This window comes from Bacteroides sp. 519 (assembly GCF_010500955.1).
In the GTDB taxonomy this organism is placed as follows: domain Bacteria; phylum Bacteroidota; class Bacteroidia; order Bacteroidales; family Bacteroidaceae; genus Bacteroides.
Genome location: NZ_QVMJ01000026.1, coordinates 25852 through 46016, shown reverse-complemented (window position 1 = coordinate 46016; position 20165 = coordinate 25852). Strand labels below are relative to the sequence as shown.

Annotated in this window: 12 protein-coding genes; 9 read left to right on the top strand and 3 right to left on the bottom strand. The window is 39.4% G+C overall.

The genetic code is table 11. The features are described from left to right. Positions 1-156: 156 nt before the first annotated feature. The 4 genes from D0T85_RS18010 to D0T85_RS17995 all read left to right on the top strand — a co-directional run bounded on the left by D0T85_RS18010 (position 157) and on the right by D0T85_RS17995 (position 5152). Positions 157-1242, top strand: a complete 1086-nt coding sequence (locus tag D0T85_RS18010) for a D-TA family PLP-dependent enzyme (RefSeq protein WP_163214919.1) — start codon at positions 157-159, stop codon at positions 1240-1242. A 75-nt stretch (positions 1243-1317) separates the two neighbouring features. Then, positions 1318-2394, top strand: coding sequence for a dipeptidase (locus D0T85_RS18005; RefSeq protein ID WP_163214918.1), 1077 nt, complete (start codon positions 1318-1320; stop codon positions 2392-2394). A gap of 450 nt (positions 2395-2844) precedes the next feature. After that, positions 2845-4092, top strand: coding sequence for a DUF2264 domain-containing protein (locus D0T85_RS18000; RefSeq protein ID WP_163214917.1), 1248 nt, complete (start codon positions 2845-2847; stop codon positions 4090-4092). A 148-nt stretch (positions 4093-4240) separates the two neighbouring features. Further along, positions 4241-5152, top strand: a complete 912-nt coding sequence (locus D0T85_RS17995; RefSeq protein ID WP_163214916.1) for an Rpn family recombination-promoting nuclease/putative transposase — start codon at positions 4241-4243, stop codon at positions 5150-5152. Between the two features lie 58 nt (positions 5153-5210). Here D0T85_RS17995 and D0T85_RS17990 read toward each other — a convergent pair whose 3' ends face one another. Then, on the bottom strand, positions 5211-9320 hold the full coding sequence (locus tag D0T85_RS17990) for a hybrid sensor histidine kinase/response regulator transcription factor (protein WP_163214915.1): 4110 nt from the start codon (positions 9318-9320) through the stop codon (positions 5211-5213). Positions 9321-9516: 196 nt separating this feature from the next. On the opposite strand from D0T85_RS17990, the gene D0T85_RS17985 reads away from it, so the two are divergent. Together D0T85_RS17985 and D0T85_RS17980 are read left to right on the top strand one after the other, a co-directional pair. Beyond that, a complete protein-coding gene (locus D0T85_RS17985; RefSeq protein WP_163214914.1) occupies positions 9517-10503 on the top strand; it encodes a glycoside hydrolase family 5 protein in 987 nt (328 codons plus the stop codon). A gap of 20 nt (positions 10504-10523) precedes the next feature. Next, the gene (locus D0T85_RS17980; RefSeq protein ID WP_163214913.1) at positions 10524-12521 is read left to right on the top strand and encodes a glycoside hydrolase family 97 protein; all 1998 of its coding nucleotides are present in this window, start codon (positions 10524-10526) and stop codon (positions 12519-12521) included. A 75-nt stretch (positions 12522-12596) separates the two neighbouring features. Here D0T85_RS17980 and D0T85_RS17975 read toward each other — a convergent pair whose 3' ends face one another. Beyond that, the gene (locus tag D0T85_RS17975; protein ID WP_163214912.1) at positions 12597-13562 is read right to left on the bottom strand and encodes a helix-turn-helix domain-containing protein; all 966 of its coding nucleotides are present in this window, start codon (positions 13560-13562) and stop codon (positions 12597-12599) included. A 302-nt stretch (positions 13563-13864) separates the two neighbouring features. Here D0T85_RS17975 and D0T85_RS17970 point away from each other — a divergent pair, with 302 nt between their 5' ends. The 3 genes from D0T85_RS17970 to D0T85_RS17960 all read left to right on the top strand — a co-directional run bounded on the left by D0T85_RS17970 (position 13865) and on the right by D0T85_RS17960 (position 18761). Beyond that, the gene (locus D0T85_RS17970; RefSeq protein ID WP_163214911.1) at positions 13865-14980 is read left to right on the top strand and encodes a hypothetical protein; all 1116 of its coding nucleotides are present in this window, start codon (positions 13865-13867) and stop codon (positions 14978-14980) included. 73 nt (positions 14981-15053) lie between these two features. Continuing rightward, the gene (locus D0T85_RS17965) at positions 15054-15926 is read left to right on the top strand and encodes a FimB/Mfa2 family fimbrial subunit (RefSeq protein WP_163214910.1); all 873 of its coding nucleotides are present in this window, start codon (positions 15054-15056) and stop codon (positions 15924-15926) included. An 18-nt stretch (positions 15927-15944) separates the two neighbouring features. Next, positions 15945-18761, top strand: a complete 2817-nt coding sequence (locus D0T85_RS17960) for a hypothetical protein (RefSeq protein WP_163214909.1) — start codon at positions 15945-15947, stop codon at positions 18759-18761. Here the strand turns inward: D0T85_RS17960 and D0T85_RS17955 are convergent. Then, positions 18758-20140, bottom strand: a complete 1383-nt coding sequence (locus D0T85_RS17955) for a family 43 glycosylhydrolase (protein WP_163214908.1) — start codon at positions 20138-20140, stop codon at positions 18758-18760. The genes D0T85_RS17960 and D0T85_RS17955 overlap by 4 nt on opposite strands. Between the last annotated feature and the right edge of the window lie 25 nt (positions 20141-20165).

The following is a 20165-nucleotide window of genomic DNA, read 5'->3' as shown; positions in this document are numbered from 1 at the left end:
CTCAGTACAAAGTATCGCATGAAGCCTTCCTTTGGCGGAGACAAAGATAGAAAAAATATTTAATTTAATTTGGAATTCAACACAGTACCTCTGTGTTCTATATTGACACATTAGCAATTGGCACACTGGCACATTAGCAATTGGCACATTAAAACTATGTGGTACGAAATAACAAATATTGATCAGATTGATTCTCCTGCTCTTGCAGTTTATCCCGACAGGATTCAACACAACATTGATCTTGCCATTCAAACGGTGGGTAATGCAAACCGCTTGCGTCCCCATGTTAAAACCAATAAGATAAGTGAGGTATGCCTGATGATGATAAACTCAGGCATTACTAAATTTAAATGCGCAACAATTGCCGAGGCAGAAATGCTAGCCACGATTAAGGCACCCGATGTGTTATTGGCTTATCAACCAGTTGGTCCTAAAATAGCAAGGCTCATCAATCTGGTAAAAAAATATCCGGAAACTCGTTTTTCTTGTTTAATAGACAATGAACAAAGTGGAATCGAAATATCTTCGGCTTGTTTAACCGAAGATGTTATTCTGGATGTTTACCTGGATGTAAATGTGGGAATGAACAGAACCGGCGTATCTCTAACCGGGGTTACCTGTTTGGCCGAAAAAACGGTAAAACTACCCGGACTAACAATCAGAGGAGTACATGCTTACGATGGACACATTAACGACAGAGACTTTGATGTACGAAAACAACAAGCCGATAGCTCTTATCAGCAGTCGCACAGTGTATTACAATCATTGCAAAAAATTATTCCTAACCAGTTAACGCTAATAATAGGAGGCACACCAGCATTTTCTATTCATGCTAAACGTTCCGAATGCGAATGCAGTCCCGGCACATTTGTTTTCTGGGATTGGGGATACAAGCTAATGATTGAAGAATTACCTTTTCAATATGCTGCTGTTGTTATATCCAGAGTTATCTCTGTTATAGACCAACATCATATATGCATAGATTTAGGGTACAAAGCCGTTGCAGCCGAAAGTCCCCTACCCCGACTGCACTTTTTAAATGCACCCGATGCCATTCAGGCATCGCATAGCGAAGAACATCTGGTGCTTAAAGTTACTAACAACAGTACATATCCTATTGGTACAATTCTGTATGCAATTCCCCTGCATATTTGTCCAACAATTGCATTATATAACAATGTACATGTAATTGAAGATAAAAAGTATACTACCAACTGGGATGTTATAGCCCGAAAACGCTAAACAGGCCAGTTAATACCCCCAAATAATCAAATTTAGCCCCAAAGGGCTAGTAGTAAAAATTACAAACTTAACATCATGAAAAGACCATTAATTATTGACGCACACCTCGATTTAAGCATGAATGCCCTTGAATGGAACAGGGATTTGCGCGAATCAATTGAAGAAATTAATCGTCGGGAAACCGGAATGACCGACAAACCGGATAGAGCAAAAGCAACCATTTCTTTTTCCGAATTGCGTAAAGGGAACCTTGGGTTGATAGTTGCAACACAAATCGGACGCTATGTAGCACCGGATAACCCACTTCCCGGATGGCACTCGCCCGAACAGGCGTGGGCACAAACACAGGGGCAACTTGCCTGGTACAAAGCAATGGAAGAAGAAGGCCAGATGGTAATGATTACCAATAGTGCCGAACTGGATGCACATCTTAAACTTTGGATGAACAACGAACCCAATGATAATAAACCGATTGGATATATATTGAGTATTGAAGGAGCCGACTCGTTTGTTCGTCCGGAATTTGTAGAAAGAGCCTACAATTATGGTCTAAGAGCCGTTGGACCAGCACATTACGGACCAGGAAGATATGCCAACGGAACTGATTCATCGGGCAGATTAAATTCTATGGGACAGGAATTGCTCCGCAGAATGGATGATTTGGGAATGATACTTGATGTTACACATTTATGCGATGATGCATTTTGGCATGCATTACATATATATAAAGGAAATATATGGGCAAGCCACAATAATTGCCGGGCAATAGTAGACCATAACCGCCAATTCAGTGATGAAATGATTAAAGCACTTGCCGAACGCGATGCTGTTATTGGTGTTGCATTAGATGCCTGGATGATGGTACCTAACTGGGTTAGAGGTGTTTCAACCCCCGAAAGCATGAATTGTACACTCGAAATTATGGCCGATAACATTGATCATATATGTCAGCTTACAGGTAATGCCAACCATGTAGCAATTGGTAGCGACCTGGATGGGGCTTTCGGCCGTGAACAATGTCCTTACGATCTTCATACCATTGCCGATCTTCAAAAAGTGCCTTTAATACTAGAAAAGAGAGGATACACAAACGAAGATATTGAAAAGATAGCCAATGGCAACTGGCTAAGATTCCTAAAAAAAGCTCTTTAATATTTATTTGTTTGGTTCAGTTAGAGGTTGAAGTGAACTAAAAGTGAGGTAAAGGAGGTAAAGTGAGGTAGAGGAGGTAAAGTAGGCGATGCCGTATGGAATTCCATGCGGCATCGCACTACTCAACTACTTTACCTCCTCTACCTCACTTTACCTCCTTTTCTATCTGATTTGAATACCTGAAAGAATAGTGTCACAAATGAACTGCATTTGCACCCTAAATGAACTGCATTTGCATGCTAAATGAACTGCATTTGCATGCTAAATGAACTGCATTTGAGGTGTAAATGAACTGCATTTGAGGTACAAATGAACTGCATTTTGGGTTCAGTAGTATATCGTACAAGTGATTTGTACAAAATGCGCATTAACCTGTACTCATAATGCAACTTTGTAATTTCATTTTTTGTACTTTAGCAGCGATTTCTTATAACTATAAAATCAGTCATTATGAAAAAAGTAAAATTACTATCTCTTTTACTAGTTGCAATGTTGTTATTGCCGGCTCAAACTATTGAAGCCCAGAAGAAAAAAGCTAAAGTACAAACCGACCGCGAATACTGGTGTGATTTAATGTATCGCATAGCTACACCTGTTCTCAGTAATATGAGTGAAGGCAAGCTTCAGCAGGAGATGCAGGTTGAAGTAAGCCCCCGTTGGGATGGACGCGATAAAAAGGTGACTTATATGGAAGCCTTCGGTCGCTTGATGATGGGTTTGGCACCTTGGCTTTCTTTACCCGATGATGATACAGCCGAAGGGGCACAACGCAAACAACTTCGCGAATGGGCTCTTAAAAGCTACGCCCATGCAGTAAACCCCGACAGTCCTGATTATTTGCTATGGAGAAAAGAAGGTCAACCACTGGTTGATGCTGCATTTATAGCCAGTAGTTTTCTCCGTGCTTACGATCAGCTTTGGGTACCACTTGATGATGTAACCAAAGAACGTTACATAAACGAATTCAAATTACTGCGCAGGATAAATCCGCCTTATAATAACTGGCTGTTATTTTCGGCAACAGTTGAAACATTTCTTTTCAAGGCCAAAGCCGAACCGGATATGTACCGGATAGCTTCTGCATTCCGTAAAATAAACGAATGGTATGTGGGCGATAGCTGGTATGCCGATGGTACTGAGTTCTCATTCGATTATTATAATAGTTATGTAATTCAACCCATGTATGTAGAATGCTTGAACGAAATTACACAGCAATTACAAAGATGGGTGGTTACAAAAAAAGACTATGACAAGGCTTTGAAAAGAATGCAACGGTATAGTGTTATACTTGAGCGTTTTATCTCACCCGAAGGTACTTTCCCCGTATTTGGACGTTCAATTACATACCGTTCGGCTGCATTTCAACCACTTGCTATGCTTGCCTGGCAGAACCAATTACCACAAGAGTTGACTAACGGACAAGTACGAGCTGGTTTGACTGCTGTATTAAAACGTATGTTCGCCAATTCGGGTAATTTCAACGAAAAAGGATTCCTTACAATTGGATTTACTACTTCACAGCCGGGAGTATCCGACGGATACAGTAACAACGGAAGTATGTACTTAACTTCCTTGTCTTTTCTGCCATTAGGGTTACCTGCTAACCATCCTTTCTGGACAGACGAACCTCAGCCATGGACATCAAAGAAAGCATGGGAAGGTATGGAGTTCCCCAAAGATCGGGCTTATCATGAATAACAATTCACAACAGGACACAGAGGAAAAAATAACTCTGTGTCCTGTGTGTACTGTGGCGAATATATTTTTTATATAATTGGTATAATCGAAATTTTTTATTTAAGTTTGTAATAACAAGTAATCTCATTCATTTTCTTAACATATAATTATGGCAAATCTTATCAGTTTTGACTGGGCAATGAAACGCCTATTGCGTCAAAAGTCCAACTTCGTAGTGTTAGAAGGTTTTTTATCTACTTTATTGAACGAAGACATTAAGATTGTTCGCATGCTTGAGAGCGAAGGCAACCAAGAGCACGAAGCAGATAAGTTTAACCGTGTAGATATGTTTGCCGAGAATAGTAAAGGCGAGCTTGTTATCATTGAAGTACAAAATAACCGTGAGCTCGATTACTTTCATCGTATGCTTTATGGAGTATCGAAAGCCATTTCGGAATACATAAGTAAAGGAGAATTCTACTCGAAAGTACGTAAGGTATATTCAATAAACATCGTCTATTTTGATTTAGGACAAGGTAAAGACTATGTATATCACGGTCGCACCGAGTTTCAAGGTATCCATACCAAAGATACATTAGGACTGTCTGCCAGTCAGCGAAAACAGTTTACTTATCAAAAGGTAGAACAATTGTTTCCCGAATACTATGTTCTTCGTGTAAACGAATTCGATAAACATGCCCTCACTCCACTCGATGAATGGATTGCGTTTCTTAAAACGGGAAAAATACCGGCCCGTCCGCAAGCCAAGGGTCTGAAAGAAGCCAAAGAAATACTTGATGTTAGCCATCTTAGTGATAAGGATAGGCTTCGGTATAACTCGCACATGGAAGCTTTGCGTTATCAGGCAAGTGTTATTGAGACTGGAAGGATTGAAGGAAGAGAGGAAGGAAGGGAAGAAGGTAGAGAGGAAGGCAGAGAGGAAGGAATAAAGGAAGGAATGAAAAAAGGTATAGAAGAAGCCCAAAAGACAATTGTTCGCAATATGAAACTAGCCAACATTCCTATGGAAACAATTATAAGTGTAACCGGATTGACGGAAAAACAGATAAACGAATTATAATACTCCGTTCGTTCAATTAAAATGCAGCATTCCGAAGTGCGAATGCTGCATATACAAACTATCTTCCTTCTTTTTTATTATATTCCGAAGGCAATACCCCAAACTCTTCCCTGAAATACTTACTAAAATACTTCGGATTATTAAAACCTACTTCATAAGCAATTTCCGATATATTCATCTGACTTTTTTGTAAGAACTGAGCAGCCCGTTTCAAACGGATAGTGCGAATAAACTCAATTGGGGTTTTTCCAGTAATAGCTGTTAGCTTCTTATAAAGATGCACTCTGCTCATTCCAAGTTCACGGCTTAACTCTTCTACTGAAAGTTCACTGCGCGACAGGTTCTCCTCTACATATTTTATGGCTTTACCAATAAGTTTTTCGTCGAGCGAAGTGATGGTTATCTCACTGGGTACAGGCTCTATTTGTTTGTTAAACTTTTCTTGTTTCAGGTTGCGCAATTCTAATAACTTCTTGATGCGCAAAGAAAGAATATCAAAGTTGAAGGGTTTGGTCAGGTAATCATCGGCACCGGTTTCCAAGCCTTCTACTTTATGCTCTTCGGCGGTTCGGGCTGTTAATAGTATTAATGGAATATGCGAAGTTCGCAAATCATTTTTTACCTTGCGGGCCAGCTCAATACCATCAATACTGGGCATCATAACATCACTGATAATAATATCGGGTTGTAGTTCAGGAAGCATTTCCCAAGCTTCTTGTCCGTTTGAAGCTTCGCGAATGTTGTATTCGCCAATAAGACTTGACCGCATAAAACTGCGGAAATCATCATTGTCGTCTACAATCAAGATAAGCGGAATATCGGAAGCCAGCGAATTATCTTCGTTCTCTTCCGAAAGAATTTCTTCGGGAGCTTGCAGAACAGTCATTTCCATTGGACTATCGGTTTCGGCAGATGTTATATTTCGCAATGTTGCCGGAATGTTGAATGTAAAAATACTACCTGTTTCATTGTTGTCCTGTATAAAGATGTTGCCTTCGTGCAGCTTAACAAATTCTTTTGCCAAATGCAATCCAATACCACTTCCCGAAGCATGTGAAGACGTACTGTTTACCTGATAGAACCGTTCAAAGACATGTTCTTTATCTTCGTCTTTTATACCTTCTCCGGTATCAATTACGTTTACCTGAAGCTGGCGGGGAGTATCACCGTTAGCAGGAAGCATGGCTACACGTACTTCTACACTGCCATCGTTGGGTGTAAACTTAAATGCATTGGAAAGCAGGTTCATCATGATTTTACTTATCTTGTCCTCATCGAAATCCATGATAAGAGACTCCACAGATGAAATAAATGTAAACCGGATTTTCTTCTTGTCGGAAAGTTCGGCAAATGATTGACATATACCTCTTAATAATGGAATTACATCGCCAGTAGAAAGATTTAGCTTGTGGCCTTTTACATCGTTCTTTCTGAAATCGAGCAACTGGTTCACCATATTGAGTAAACGTATGGCGTTACGTCTCATTAACAGCAATTTCTCTTTATTATCGTTGTTGGTAGCATGTTTTATCATATTATCCAGGGGAGATATGATAAGCGACAGCGGGGTACGTAGTTCATGGCTTATGTTGGTGAAGAACCGTAGTTTCATATCATCCAGTTCGTGCTGACGTTCAGCTTCCAGTTCAACCTGTTTTAATTTGAATTTGTTACGTTCATTGCGTAACAACATAAAACGGGCAAACCAAAGTATGGCCAAAACAATCAGAAAATAAATGAGATAAGCCCATGTAGAAAGCCAGAAAGGAGGATGAATAACAATGGTAAGTTCGCTGGCTTTCTCATTCCAGTAACCGTCACTGTTGGCTGCTTTCACTTTAAGTGTGTAAGTACCGGGAGCCAGATTGGTATAGGTAACACGGTGTACATTTCCATCTACCGGAAGCCAGTCGGTACTAAAACCTTCGAGCATACAAAGGTATTTGGCTTTCTCGGGCAATATATAGTTCATTCCCGAAAAACCTACTGAGAATACATTCTGTTTGTATTCCAGTTCAATTTTGTTAGTTTGTGCAATAGAGGAGGCCAGAATTTTATTTCCGTTGTATTCGGCATCAACTTTTATTTCCTGGTTAAATAACCGGAAGTCGGTAAATAACACCTGTGGTTGGCTTTCATTGTATTTGATGGTATGCGGATTAAACACATTAAACCCATTGATACCTCCCATTACTATGTCGCCGTTTTTGGTTTTTGTAATAGAGCGCAAGTTAAACTCTTGTCCCTGCAAACCATCCAGCTCGTCGTAATTATAACAGGTGTATGTATATTCTCCTGTTCTTGGATTTGCATTGATAACTATATTAGAAACACCGTTGGCAGTGGTAACCCACATGTTTTTATCATTATCTTCAATAATGCCGCAAATAAAGTTGTCTGCTAGTCCGTCTGTTTTTCTCAGAATGGTAATATGATCACTTTTCCGGTCCAGAATATTTAAGCCATCGCGGGTGCTTACCCACAGTAACCCACGGCTATCCAAATATACCTGTTGTGTATTGAGATTTGAAAACTTTTGGGTACCAGCTTTGTTTCCTTCTAGTTTTTCGATTGTTTCGTTGGTTTTATTAAACAGGTTTATACCCACGGCTGTACCTACATATATGGTATTGTCTCCTATATATAGAGAAGATATATAATCGGAAGATAGTGTATTTGAACCTTGGAAAGTAGTGAATTTACCAGTTCTTGGGTCAAGTCGTTGTAAACCACCGCCCAATGTACCTATCCAGATGGCTCCATCTTCATCCTCTTTGATAGCCCATACATCATTAGAAGCAATCGAATTGGGATTTTCGGGTATATGGCGGTAATGGGTAAAGCTTTTCCCATCGAAACAACTCATACCCCCTAAATAAGTACCAACCCATAATTTCCCGTCGCGTGCACAACATAAAGCTACAATAATATCGCCTGCCACAGATGAAGGCACAGCAGGATTGTGTTCATAGTGTTTCATCTCTCCGGTAGCGCGGTTTATATAAATCAGTCCGTTACCGTTGGTACCAATCCACAAGTTATCATGATTGTCGTTCTCAACAACAGTAATATCCGGTTCAAAGTTGTTTCGGCGTAAATGCGATAAATGATTTACCTCAAACTTAAAAAGACTTTCACTATAATAAGAGATACCTCTTTTATAGGTTCCTACCCACATAATATCCATGTCATCATGATAAAGACAGTTAATACTGTTCTGTAAAAGACTGCGTTCATCATTAATGTCGTGTTGCAGATTAAGGATAGAATTCGTTGATTTACATATAATGTTTATGCCTCCATGGTCGGTTGCTATCCAGATTCGTTTGTTGTTATCTTCTTCTATTCCCTGAATAACATTGCTTGATAAGGCAAATGGCTTGCTTCCGGGCTGATTGGTTATGTGTTCCCATTTTTGTTCGTTTGAACGATAAAGCCATAATCCAGAGTTGTTTCTGGCATATATCCAGTAATCTCCATCGGTATCTTTGAATAATGTATATTTGTCGGATAGTGTGGTTGAGTTTTCGGGAATATAATTGTAACGGGTAACAACTTTACCTGTAGAACGATGTAATACTTCGAGCAACCCGTTATTGAAAAGAAAAAGTACATTATTTCCATCTTCCAGAATCCACGTAAGGGTTCCTTTGCTTAGTTCTTCTTCTCCTCCCTGAGGGTAATAGTGTACCGTTTTTGATTCAAGCTGATACTGGTAAACGCCTCCCTCGGCCATACCAAACCACATATTTTTTTCGTTGTCGATATAAAGCAGATCCACTGTTCCGGTAACACCATATTCTGCTAATATAGGGGTAATATCACGAATAAATATTTCCTTGTGAACATCGTACACCAGATAGGCAGTGGGTATATGTATCCATAAATTGCCGTTTGCATCTTCCTGAATGTCGTCAACAAAAGTGTCGCTCAGTGAATGAGGATCGTTTTCGTCGTGCTGATACACTTTAAATTCATAACCATCGTAGCGGTTAAGTCCGCTTGCGGTTGAAAACCACATAAATCCGCGGCTATCTTTAAAAATAGAATTTATCTGACTGTGCGAAAGTCCGTCTTTGGTTTCCAACTTTTTAAACATAAATTGCTCTTGTGCAAATGTGTAATCCACTACACCGAACAGAACAGCGAGTATGAGAAGAATCTTCATAGGTATTAGTTACGATTTACAAATTACAAACTTAAAAAAAATGTTCGATTTATGTGGCAATTGAAATAAAAAACATACATAGTGTCATACAACTAATACTTTCTTTTCATTTTCTAACACTTTGTACTACTAGTTAATGTGTGTGTTAATTTTTTGCTTTATATTCGTATGCATAAAGATTTAAATTGATACTATTATGAAAAATTACAGGTTCAACATTATTCTGTTGGTTGTGGTGATAATTCTTATTGGTTGTGGCAGTTCCTCTTCAAAAGAAGGTAATGGTATGCCGAAAACATTTGTAGAACAAAACGGTCATCTATCAGTAAAAGGAAACTATTTGGTTAATGAGAAAGGTGATAAAATAGTACTGAAAGGTGTTAGCTATGGTTGGCATAACTGGTGGCCTCGTTTTTATAATGCCTCTACAGTGGAAGTGTTTACTAACAACTGGAAATGTAATGTGGTACGGGCTGCTATGGGAGTAGAACCCAATGGTGCTTATGTTGACAATCCTACCCTAGGTATTGATTGTGTTACCAAAGTGGTAGATGCTGCTATAGCTAATGGTATTTATGTAATTATTGACTGGCATAGCCACGGTATTCGCACGGAAGAAGCCAAAGAGTTTTTTGCAAAAATGGCAACCAAATATAAAGGTGTTCCCAATGTAATCTATGAGTTGTTTAATGAACCGGTAGAAGATTCATGGGCAGATGTAAAGGCTTATTCCATAGAAATAATCAAAACAATCCGTGCAATAGATTCTAATAATGTAATTCTTATTGGTACACCCCACTGGGATCAGGATATTCATCTGGCTGCCGATGACCCAATCACAGAATACAATAACCTTATGTACACACTGCATTTCTATGCTGCAACACACCATCAGTACTTGAGAGACAGAGGTGATTATGCATTGGGCAAAGGATTACCTTTGTTTGTTTCGGAGTGTGCAGGCATGGAGGCCAGTGGCGATGGGCCTATTAATCATCAGGAGTGGGACGAATGGCTGAAATGGATGAATAAGCATTCCATTAGTTGGGCAGCTTGGTCTATAGCAGATAAAGAAGAAACTTGTTCAATGATGTATGCTACCGCTTCTTCGAAAGGCCCCTGGGAAAGTAAGGAATTGAAGGAATGGGGACAAATTATAAGGAAGGAACTGAGTGGAGAATAACAGTCTAAAACAAAATATCAATGAAAAAGAGAAAAATCATCTTATTACTAACTTGCTTTTGTTCAATAATAGCTTTTGCTCAAAAGCAATTCACTGTAACTTCTCCTAACGGACGAATAAACACAACCGTTAGTTTATATGAAAAGCTAACCTATACAATTACTCACGATGGGCAGTTGGTACTTGATGCCTCTCCAATTACCCTAACATTGAGCGATGGTGAAGTGTGGGGCGAGAATCCTAAATTATCCGGTAGTAAAAAGCAGCGTGTATCAGCAACTATTCCTTCTCCATTTTACCGTAAAAGTGAAATAAAGGACGAATACAATGAACTAACTCTTAACTTCCGTGGCCGTTGGGGTGTTGAGTTCCGTGTATATGATGATGGTGTTGCTTACCGTTTTGTAAGTCAGCGGAAAAGACCATTTACAATTGCCGGCGAAGAAGTAGTTTATAACTTTGGAAAGGATGTCGAAGCTTCTGTACCTTATGTACAAGTAGGAGCCGATGGTGATTACGAATCGCAGTTTTTCAATTCTTTCGAGAATACATATACAACAGCTCAGATATCTCAACTAAACAAAGAAAGGCTGATGTTTTTGCCTTTGGTAGCCGATGTAGGTAACGGAAAGAAACTACTGGTAACAGAATCTGATTTGGAAAGTTACCCCGGACTGTATTTAACAAATGCCAAAGGAAAACATACACTAAGTGGTGTTTTTGCTGCTTACCCCAAAGCCGCCGAACAAGGAGGACACAATATGCTTCAGTTTCAGGTAACCGAACGTGAAGATTACATAGCTAAGGTTGAAGAACCACGTACATTCCCTTGGCGGGCTGCCATTATATCTACCAGTGATAAGGAATTAGCCGATAGTGATATGACATATAAACTGGCTTCACCATCGCGTATTGCAGATACTTCATGGATTAAACCAGGTAAAGTAGCGTGGGACTGGTGGAACGCCTGGAACATTGATGGTGTAGACTTTGCTTCAGGAATTAATAATGATACATATAAATTCTATATTGATTTTGCTTCCAAGCATGGAATTGAGTATGTAATTCTGGATGAAGGTTGGGCAGTAAATCTACAAGCCGATTTGATGCAGGTTGTGCCGGAAATTAATTTGAAAGAATTGGTTGCTTATGGCAAAAAGAAAGATGTAGGAATTGTGCTCTGGGCCGGATATCATGCTTTTAACCGTGATATGGAAAATGTTTGCAAGCATTATGCCGCTATGGGCATAAAAGGTTTTAAAGTAGACTTTATGGATCGCGACGATCAGGAAATGGTTGAGTTTAATCATCGTGCAGCCGAAACCTGTGCCCGTTATAAACTTTTTATAGACTTGCATGGAATGTATAAACCGGCTGGCTTAAACCGTACTTATCCTAATGTGTTGAACTTTGAAGGAGTACACGGTTTGGAGCAGATGAAGTGGTCGGCAGCTACAGTTGATCAGGTTACTTATGATGTAATGATTCCGTTTATACGTCAGGTGGCTGGTCCGATAGATTATACACAAGGTGCTATGCGTAATGCTTCAAAGGGCAATTATTACCCAGTAAACTCGGAACCAATGAGTCAGGGTACGCGTTGCCGCCAATTGGCTATGTATGTGGTATTTGAATCTCCTTTCAATATGCTTTGCGATGCTCCAACTAATTATATGCGCGAACCGGAATCGTTAGCTTTTATAGCCAACATACCAACGGTATGGGATGAAACCATTGTGTTGGATGGTAAAATGGGTGAATATGTACTGATGGCACGGCGTTGTGGTGATACATGGTATATTGGTGGTATGACAAACTGGGACGCACGTGATTTGACGATTGATCTATCTTTTCTGAAAGACCACAATGATAATGCTGTTTTATTCAGGGATGGACAAAATGCACATCGTAAAGGTAGTGATTATAAGAAAGAAACAGTAAATCTGAAAGGGAAGAGAACGTTCACTGTACATCTGGCTCCGGGTGGCGGATTTGCTCTGAAGGTAGAAAATAAGTAACGATGCAGTACCAAGCCCGTTGGCACAGCTGTGCCACGGGCTTGGCACTAGCTTTATTTCTGGTTAATCAAATTGTTATAATAAATCTATCAACTCACGTTGCTCATTAAAAAACATTCTTCGCTCTCTTTCCGCACTTTGTGATATCAGAATTGAAGCATTCTTTAACTTATTTATGCTTCGGCAAAACTCTTCACAGATATATGGTTTAGATGTGATCATGGGCCTTATACCATAAACTTCAACAGAGTAATGCCAGTGCCTCCCATAATGTGTGTACACATGCGAGGTGTCTATATTTATGGGAGAGATATAAAGATCAAATCTATCGCACTTCTCAAACTTTCCTTTTGCAGCAATATATTCACAATCGTTCAGTAGTTTGGTTATATCCTCTTTAATAAGTAATGCATCTTCGTTGGTTAATAACGACATGCTTTTAAAATACTGTACATCATTTACAAACTTTTGAATAATCAGGCTATCCCATATAAAGAAGCAATGTTTTATTCTTTCGTACCTTGATAAGTGTGTTTCGAGCAGGTTGGATAACCGTGGATGTATCTGAACCGAATTAAACATGTCATAGTAACTGTTTTTGCTGTAATAGTGTCCCCATTTAAAATGCATAAATCGCCATAACTGTTTGTAGTGCATGTAGAAATGTCTTGTTAGGCATCCCAAAGATCCTCCGATTTCAATTTCGGCCTTTTCCGGAATATCTTCTATCATCGGAATGTTTCGTTCCATGGCATCAATATCCAAACCGTTTTCGTTGGCAATCAATAACAAATCCATTTTCCATGCCTGGTAATCTCCTTCGGGCTGTTCCGATAATAAGTTATCTAAAGAAATATTGAGGCGTTGTGCCAGTAAGCCCATTTCGTCGACAGTAAATCTAACTGCTCCTCTAAGTCTGCGGTAAACAGATATTTCGTCCATATCAAGTATATTGGAGATTTCGTGAACGAGAGCAGATTTCGATTTGCGCAATTTCTTTAATTTACGCAGAAATTCTGTAGTCAATGATTCTTCTTTCATAGTGTGGGTTTTATTAGGTTATATAAATGTAATAAAAAAGAGTCGGGTTTTATAAAATTTCTTTATAAAAAAAGTTATTTTGTTCACTTTCTGACAGAATTAAAAACACACATCCTTTAACGATCACTTTTTGTTCCATATTGCTGCTTTTTATGGGGCATTTATGTGCTTGATCAATCTGTGGCAATGAAATAACTTTGCAGTATGAAATGATCCCTAAATAACTCTGATAAATTAGCATAAATAAACAGTGCTAATTTTATACTACATAAGAAGAAACGTTCAATTAAAACTTTCAAACAATGAAAATCAAAACAATTTTTGCTACAGCAATAGTGGCAATGCTGGCACTCTCATCGTGCAGCAATGATGAAGAAACATCACAGGGTGTGGACGAAACCCAATCTTTCTTCATTCAAATAGGAAAGCCTGGCATAAAGAATCGTGCCGAAGGAGCCAATATGGACGCAACACAGGTATCGTTCACAGACGGTTATCTTATTTTTACATCGAACGATAAGATTGGTCGGGTAATCAAAATTGTAGAAACTGCTTCGGCAGCTGATGAAATTACAGTTTCGGATCTCGAAACAGGTACTGTGATTGGAAAAATCCCTGCCAATACAAAAAATGTATATCTTTATGGAAACACTGGAGCTTTGGATATTGCTTCGGTAGCTGTTGAAAATGGTAGTTTATCCAATGTTGAGGCATTGATGTGGGAACTGACTGATATTCAGAATACTGAAAATAATGTAGCCAAAGTTCCTGTATATGGAAAAGGTGATGTAGCACCTGGAACAACCAACCCCGAAAGGCTTGAATCTAAGTTTAATGTAGGGCCTATTGGTTCTCGTTTACAGATTGGTGAAATTAGCTGTACCGACGCTAATGTAGAAAAACTGGAATTGGCAGGTATCTACATCAACAGTTTCTATCATAGTATGAATGCTGCCAATTCTTTTGATGATACTAATTTGGTAGATTACAGTATTGATAAAGCAAAATATTCGGCTGCTACTGGATATGCTAGCTATCTTACAATGAAGGATGAGCTTTCTCCTGTTGTTGATATTAAACCAGGAGCAGCTAAACCTACAGGGACGGGTAACTTTTGGGCTTATAACTTTTTCCCATCTACCATGCCTCACATTGTATTACACTTTGCAAGTTTGAAGGTAACGGATAAAGCAGAAGTTACAAATATGTATGCCACTGTAGCAAAATATAGTACTGCAGCTACTGGGGGTACAGCAGTAGCTACTGCCGAGGCCGGGTATGTGTACACCTTAAACATTGATATTTCGGATTACGAAAATCAAATTTCAGACCTGCCCGAATCAAGCAGCAGCGTAATGGGATATGTAGACATTGATATTATCAACTGGCAAAGTAAAACTATTTATCCTGAATGGTAAAAAGATAGACAAATAGGTATTAACCACAGATTAACAGATTGACAGTTTGTGGTTAATACAAAGAACAAACAGCATGAAACGATATTATACAATAGCGATTGGGGTTATTGCTTTACTGCTGGCTGGATGTATTGGAGAAGATTCATCGGATTGCCCGGTTTATGGAAAACTGATTTTGAATCCAGCCCTGTATGGCAGTGATGAACTTACTAAAAAGGTGGGTAGTATAGACGCATTTGTATATGATATTGATCACCAGATGGTAGCTCATACAAGAGTTACTAAAAATGGCGGGAGTCATTTTCCGGAAATCAGTTTCACTGTAGACCCAGGCGAATATAATGTTGTGTGTTGGGCAAACGTCGGAGTAGAAACCCGAATCGAAGGACTGGATAACAAATTACCTCTTGAAAAGTGTTATTTGGAAACCATATCAAACCAAACAAGTAGTAGCCTCTATTATGCCATACAAAGAACAATCGTTGTTCCACCCAATCGGGTCACACCCCAGGATATATATTTTATCCGCGCCCACCGCACAATAGGCATATATTTGAAAGATTATGAAATAGTACACGAGGCGATGACACCTGAAATCCGTATCAATAACCTACCGGTTTGCTCGGATTTTTTGCTGCATATCGATCCGTTACGAAGAAGTTACGAATCACAATCAACGCCTGCCATAACCACAGATGGTCAGCGAATGATGGCAACATTCAACACTATGATAACCCCATTTACTGACGATATGCTGATAGAAGTTATTAGCAAAAGCAATAATAAAACAGTGACAACTGTAAATTTAAAACAGTACGTCGACGATAATATTTTAAAAATAGATGATATAAACGAATTCAACATCGAGATACATTATCTGATGAATGGTTCGATTGAAATAGTTATGCCCGGTTGGGAAGAAAAGCCGCTTGAACCAGAGTGGTAGATGATAAATAGAACAAAAATGACTGTCAAAACAATAATACGGAATATACTGATCTTACTCATAGTAGTGGGAGGGTTGGCTTCGTGTTCATATGGAGATCAGCTGGAACCTGTTAAACAGCCGGATAATGGTAGTGCACTGGTTAAACTGGAGGTGCGCGTTCCGGGTAATGCTACACCTATGTCGCGTGCTCTTCAACCTCAACATGAGGATGAGGTTGAAGGTATCATCGTATTTGCTTTTGAAAAAGGATCGGGTACTAACTGGGATACACCATTGAAATACATTGGAAAATCAGTAGGCGCTGCTCATGGAACGGGATTAACCAAACAATTTACTGTTGAACTTTACTCGGGTCAATGGGATTTATGGGTGTTGGCCAATGCAGAAGATTTAATATACGACCTTCAGGAAAAGCATGCTGTAGATGTTTTTTCTGATGATTTTACAAGCTTGGGATTTACTAAAGCACGTTTGCAGATGGACATAAAAAAAACGGTAACGGATAAATGGAATGTTGACCCTACCGATGCAAATAATGCTTATCGTATGCCAATGTGGGGAATGCTTGACGATATTCAAGTACTGACCTCTTCAACCAATATCATCCGAACAGTAAATTTGTACCGTATGTTGGTGAAGATTGATGTAGAAGTGCAGCGAACAGCCGATCCTGATGCTCCGGATATTTATCCGGGAATCCCTATGTCGAAGTTCGAATTAACTCATGTAAGTTTGCATAACTATAACACAGTAGGACGCTTGGTTCCGGGTGTTACGGCCGAAGATGGTAGTTGGACGAACGAAAATGGAGGTGTGGCACTTAAAACAAGTTTACCTACAGACCCCGGTAGTGTTTATGGTTGGCAAGAAAGCAACAGGCTTGAATGGAGTGATTTAAATGATTTTACCACACAAGGTACAGCGCTTAATGGTACAATATATACGCTTGAAGCCGACTCGGGTACGCATAGTGGAAACCGCCCCTGTATAATTATTGGTGGACGATACAACAGAAGTAACCGGATAACCTATTATCGTGCGGATTTCCTCGACTCGGAAAAGCATTATCTGAACCTATTGCGTAATCATAGATATAAGTTCATGATCCGTAAAATTGGTGGTGAAGGTTTTTCAACAATAGAGGATGCTTATCTGGCAGGGCCAACCGATTTAGATGCCGAAGTTATTGAGTGGAACGAAGGTGGTTATTTAGAAGGAGTATGGAATGGAACACATGAAATCAAGTTCTCGAAACTAACAGCTCATTTTTCGCAATTTGCCAAACCGGATCAACAGGTTATTACACTTAGAACCAATGTACCAACACTTACGTTTGAGGAATTTACAGATTTTGCATCGGCAGCGGGTGATAAACTTTGGCAACCACTGAATGAACATAGTTGGACAAATGGTCATTTTACTGTACAGGTAAATAAAACTGCTACATTGGGCGAATATTCTGATTATGAAATTACAATAACAGCAAAACCTGCAAATAACGGTGATGTAGCTCGCTTGAGTACGTTTACAGTTAAAGGCTATATGCTTCATGTAAAAATAACTATTTCGCAAGATAATAGTATTAAATACAGGTTGCAAACGTTTCCCGACCATGTTTTTCCTATAGCAATTGATGGCATGCATCAATTTATAAAAATAGAGGTAGAAAGTACACATCCCTATAAAATCAATATCGATAATCCGATGTTCCTCAATGTGTATGACGAAGGAGCACAACTTATACCCGACTATAACGAGATATCGGAAACCAAAAAAGTAATTTATATTGAGATAGCTGAACATGTTTTGCCAGAGGCGCGTGTTGGTGAATTCTTCATTCGGCACGTATCATCCGAAAGTGAAGCCTCGGCACGTATTTATAGTGTATTGCAATTATCGCCAATTCTCCTTGCAGAACTTGCAGATGGCGGATACAATGCACAAGTGCAAAAAGGTGGTGGGGTAAAAGAAATTATTGTGAGTTCAAACCTTGCCGGGTGGAAGCCTATACTTACAATTAATGGTGTGTTATACCAAGAAGAACTTTCGCAATACTTTAATGTGGTAAATGGTGTACGGAATCAAAAGGTTGTAGTTACAATTCCTAAAATGCCAGCTTCGGAAACTGCGGACAAAATATATACTATCACCTTTAAGGACAATAACAGTTTAATGCAAACGGAGCATCCGATAGTTATTACCCAAAAGGCACTTAGCACAACGCCTCCTACAACAGGTGTAAAAGCTCCAGCAAATATACTTGCAGTAAATGATCAGGGAGAGTTGAATCTGGATGGCGATGGTTATATTGTTTACTTTAAATGGGGATCGTTGATTGCTATCTCCGGAAGTCCGGAAGAATTCAACTCGTCGCAGATTGCATGGGCTCCGGAAGAATACGACATTAGCATGATTAATGATACTTGGGATAATATTCAGTACCCCACTACTGCTGGGATACCTGCAACAGACTTGGTTAACGGATTCGGTGATCCATGTACACTTGCATTGAAAAACAGAGTGAAGGGAGGATGGAAAATGCCAGTTGGTTCGTCATGGTCAGAACAAATAACAACAGACAAATGGGGAACTGCTTATATACAAAACACGTTTACCATAGGGATTTCAAGCAATGTTATGTTTTATCCGGCTGCAGGCAAACGTGTTTCTGGTAATGCACTCTATGGAAAAGATGAGCATGGCTATTATTTGCTAAATTCATCTGAGCAAGCTCCGATAGCTCGCGGAATATCTTTCAATAGTGGCTATTATGCTAATGGAATGAACTTAGGGCGTGCAGTAGCTTATCCGATACGGTGTGTAGAGGATTAATAAAACCTTATCTCCCAAATGGAAGGTTGTGCAGCGTTTTCATTATCAACAAATGTAATACGTAATTGCTTACCTGTTACTGTTATTGGGAAAACCACAGGTGATCCTGATATTCCGCTTTCAGTAAAATCGGCAACAGTGTGCCATTCCTTGCCATTATTTGAAGACTCTGCTTTAAAGTAGTAAGTTTTCCAGGAATATTCAAAAAGTATTTCTGCAAACTTTAACAGGTTGTCTTCTTTAACGGATGCTGTAAGCGATGGCGCTTTATCATCTTCGGCAGCTTCCCAGCGGGTAGCATAGCTATTATCCAGAACGTTTGCTGCCGAATGATATTCTGCACTTTGTGAACTTGCTGTTACAGAAACCTGATGTAAATATTGATTTCCGGGTTTATCAATGTTGGGGAAAGTTTGGGTATGATAAGGAATAATGGTATTTATTTCGTTCCGGGTATCATTGAAAGTGAACTCACTGATACAGGTTTGACGATACGCTGTGCCTGTTTCGAATGGCCAACGATGACGATGATACAGAATGTAATTCTTGTCTTCATACGTAAACATGGTATGGTGGCCCGGACCGTATACTTTCAAACTATCGTTCATTGTAAGTACCGGACTATTGGCTGCTTCTGTAAATGGCCCTAACGGATTGTCGCCAACAGCATAACGAACTTCATAGGTTTCGTCCATGGTTTTTCCTTCCGAATAGGTAAGGTAATACTTGCTATTGTGTTTTACCATAAGGGGTGCTTCGAAATAACGCGTAGGGGTTACTTCAACTGCTTCGGTTTTAAAAGAACTCATGTCGTCATTTAGTTCAGCAGCAAAGCAGTGACCGTTTATCCAGTTCCAGCCCGAACCCCAATAAAGATAACTCCGGCCATTGTCATCATTGAAAACCTCGGCATCAATAACATGATAGTATTTAGTAAGATCGTATTCAATCATAGGAACATCGCCTAACGCATTTTCCCAAGGGCCTAACGGATGAGACGCTTTTCCGCACCATACCTCAGAGCCTACCGACACATACATGTAAAACATATCTCCTTTTTGAATAACCGAGGGTGCCCAAACCATACTGTTTCCCGACTTAGCCGAAGTGCATGCTTCTTTGGTAGGCCAGTTTAGCTTGTTGAATGTCCAATTTTGAAAATCGTCCGATACCCAGCAGGAAAGAAAATCTGTTCCCCAGGGATCGGCCGTTACATACATATAAAACTTTCCATCGTATTGCACCAGCGAAGGATCGGCAAAATAGCCTGGAAGAATGGGGTTGTTTAACTCTACAGTTTTTGCATGATTGGCTGTTGGAGCATTGTTGCATCCTAATAGAAAAAATAAACCTGCGAAAAGTAAGTGATGTATTTTCATACCAATAATTTAAAATAGGTTACTA

Coding starts and splice junctions, on each gene's coding strand:
- D0T85_RS18010 (WP_163214919.1), top strand. CDS start 157: ATGTGGTACGAAATAACAAATATTGATCAGATTGATTCTCCTGCTCTT.
- D0T85_RS18005 (WP_163214918.1), top strand. CDS start 1,318: ATGAAAAGACCATTAATTATTGACGCACACCTCGATTTAAGCATGAAT.
- D0T85_RS18000 (WP_163214917.1), top strand. CDS start 2,845: ATGAAAAAAGTAAAATTACTATCTCTTTTACTAGTTGCAATGTTGTTA.
- D0T85_RS17995 (WP_163214916.1), top strand. CDS start 4,241: ATGGCAAATCTTATCAGTTTTGACTGGGCAATGAAACGCCTATTGCGT.
- D0T85_RS17990 (WP_163214915.1), bottom strand. CDS start 9,320: ATGAAGATTCTTCTCATACTCGCTGTTCTGTTCGGTGTAGTGGATTAC.
- D0T85_RS17985 (WP_163214914.1), top strand. CDS start 9,517: ATGAAAAATTACAGGTTCAACATTATTCTGTTGGTTGTGGTGATAATT.
- D0T85_RS17980 (WP_163214913.1), top strand. CDS start 10,524: ATGAAAAAGAGAAAAATCATCTTATTACTAACTTGCTTTTGTTCAATA.
- D0T85_RS17975 (WP_163214912.1), bottom strand. CDS start 13,562: ATGAAAGAAGAATCATTGACTACAGAATTTCTGCGTAAATTAAAGAAA.
- D0T85_RS17970 (WP_163214911.1), top strand. CDS start 13,865: ATGAAAATCAAAACAATTTTTGCTACAGCAATAGTGGCAATGCTGGCA.
- D0T85_RS17965 (WP_163214910.1), top strand. CDS start 15,054: ATGAAACGATATTATACAATAGCGATTGGGGTTATTGCTTTACTGCTG.
- D0T85_RS17960 (WP_163214909.1), top strand. CDS start 15,945: ATGACTGTCAAAACAATAATACGGAATATACTGATCTTACTCATAGTA.
- D0T85_RS17955 (WP_163214908.1), bottom strand. CDS start 20,140: ATGAAAATACATCACTTACTTTTCGCAGGTTTATTTTTTCTATTAGGA.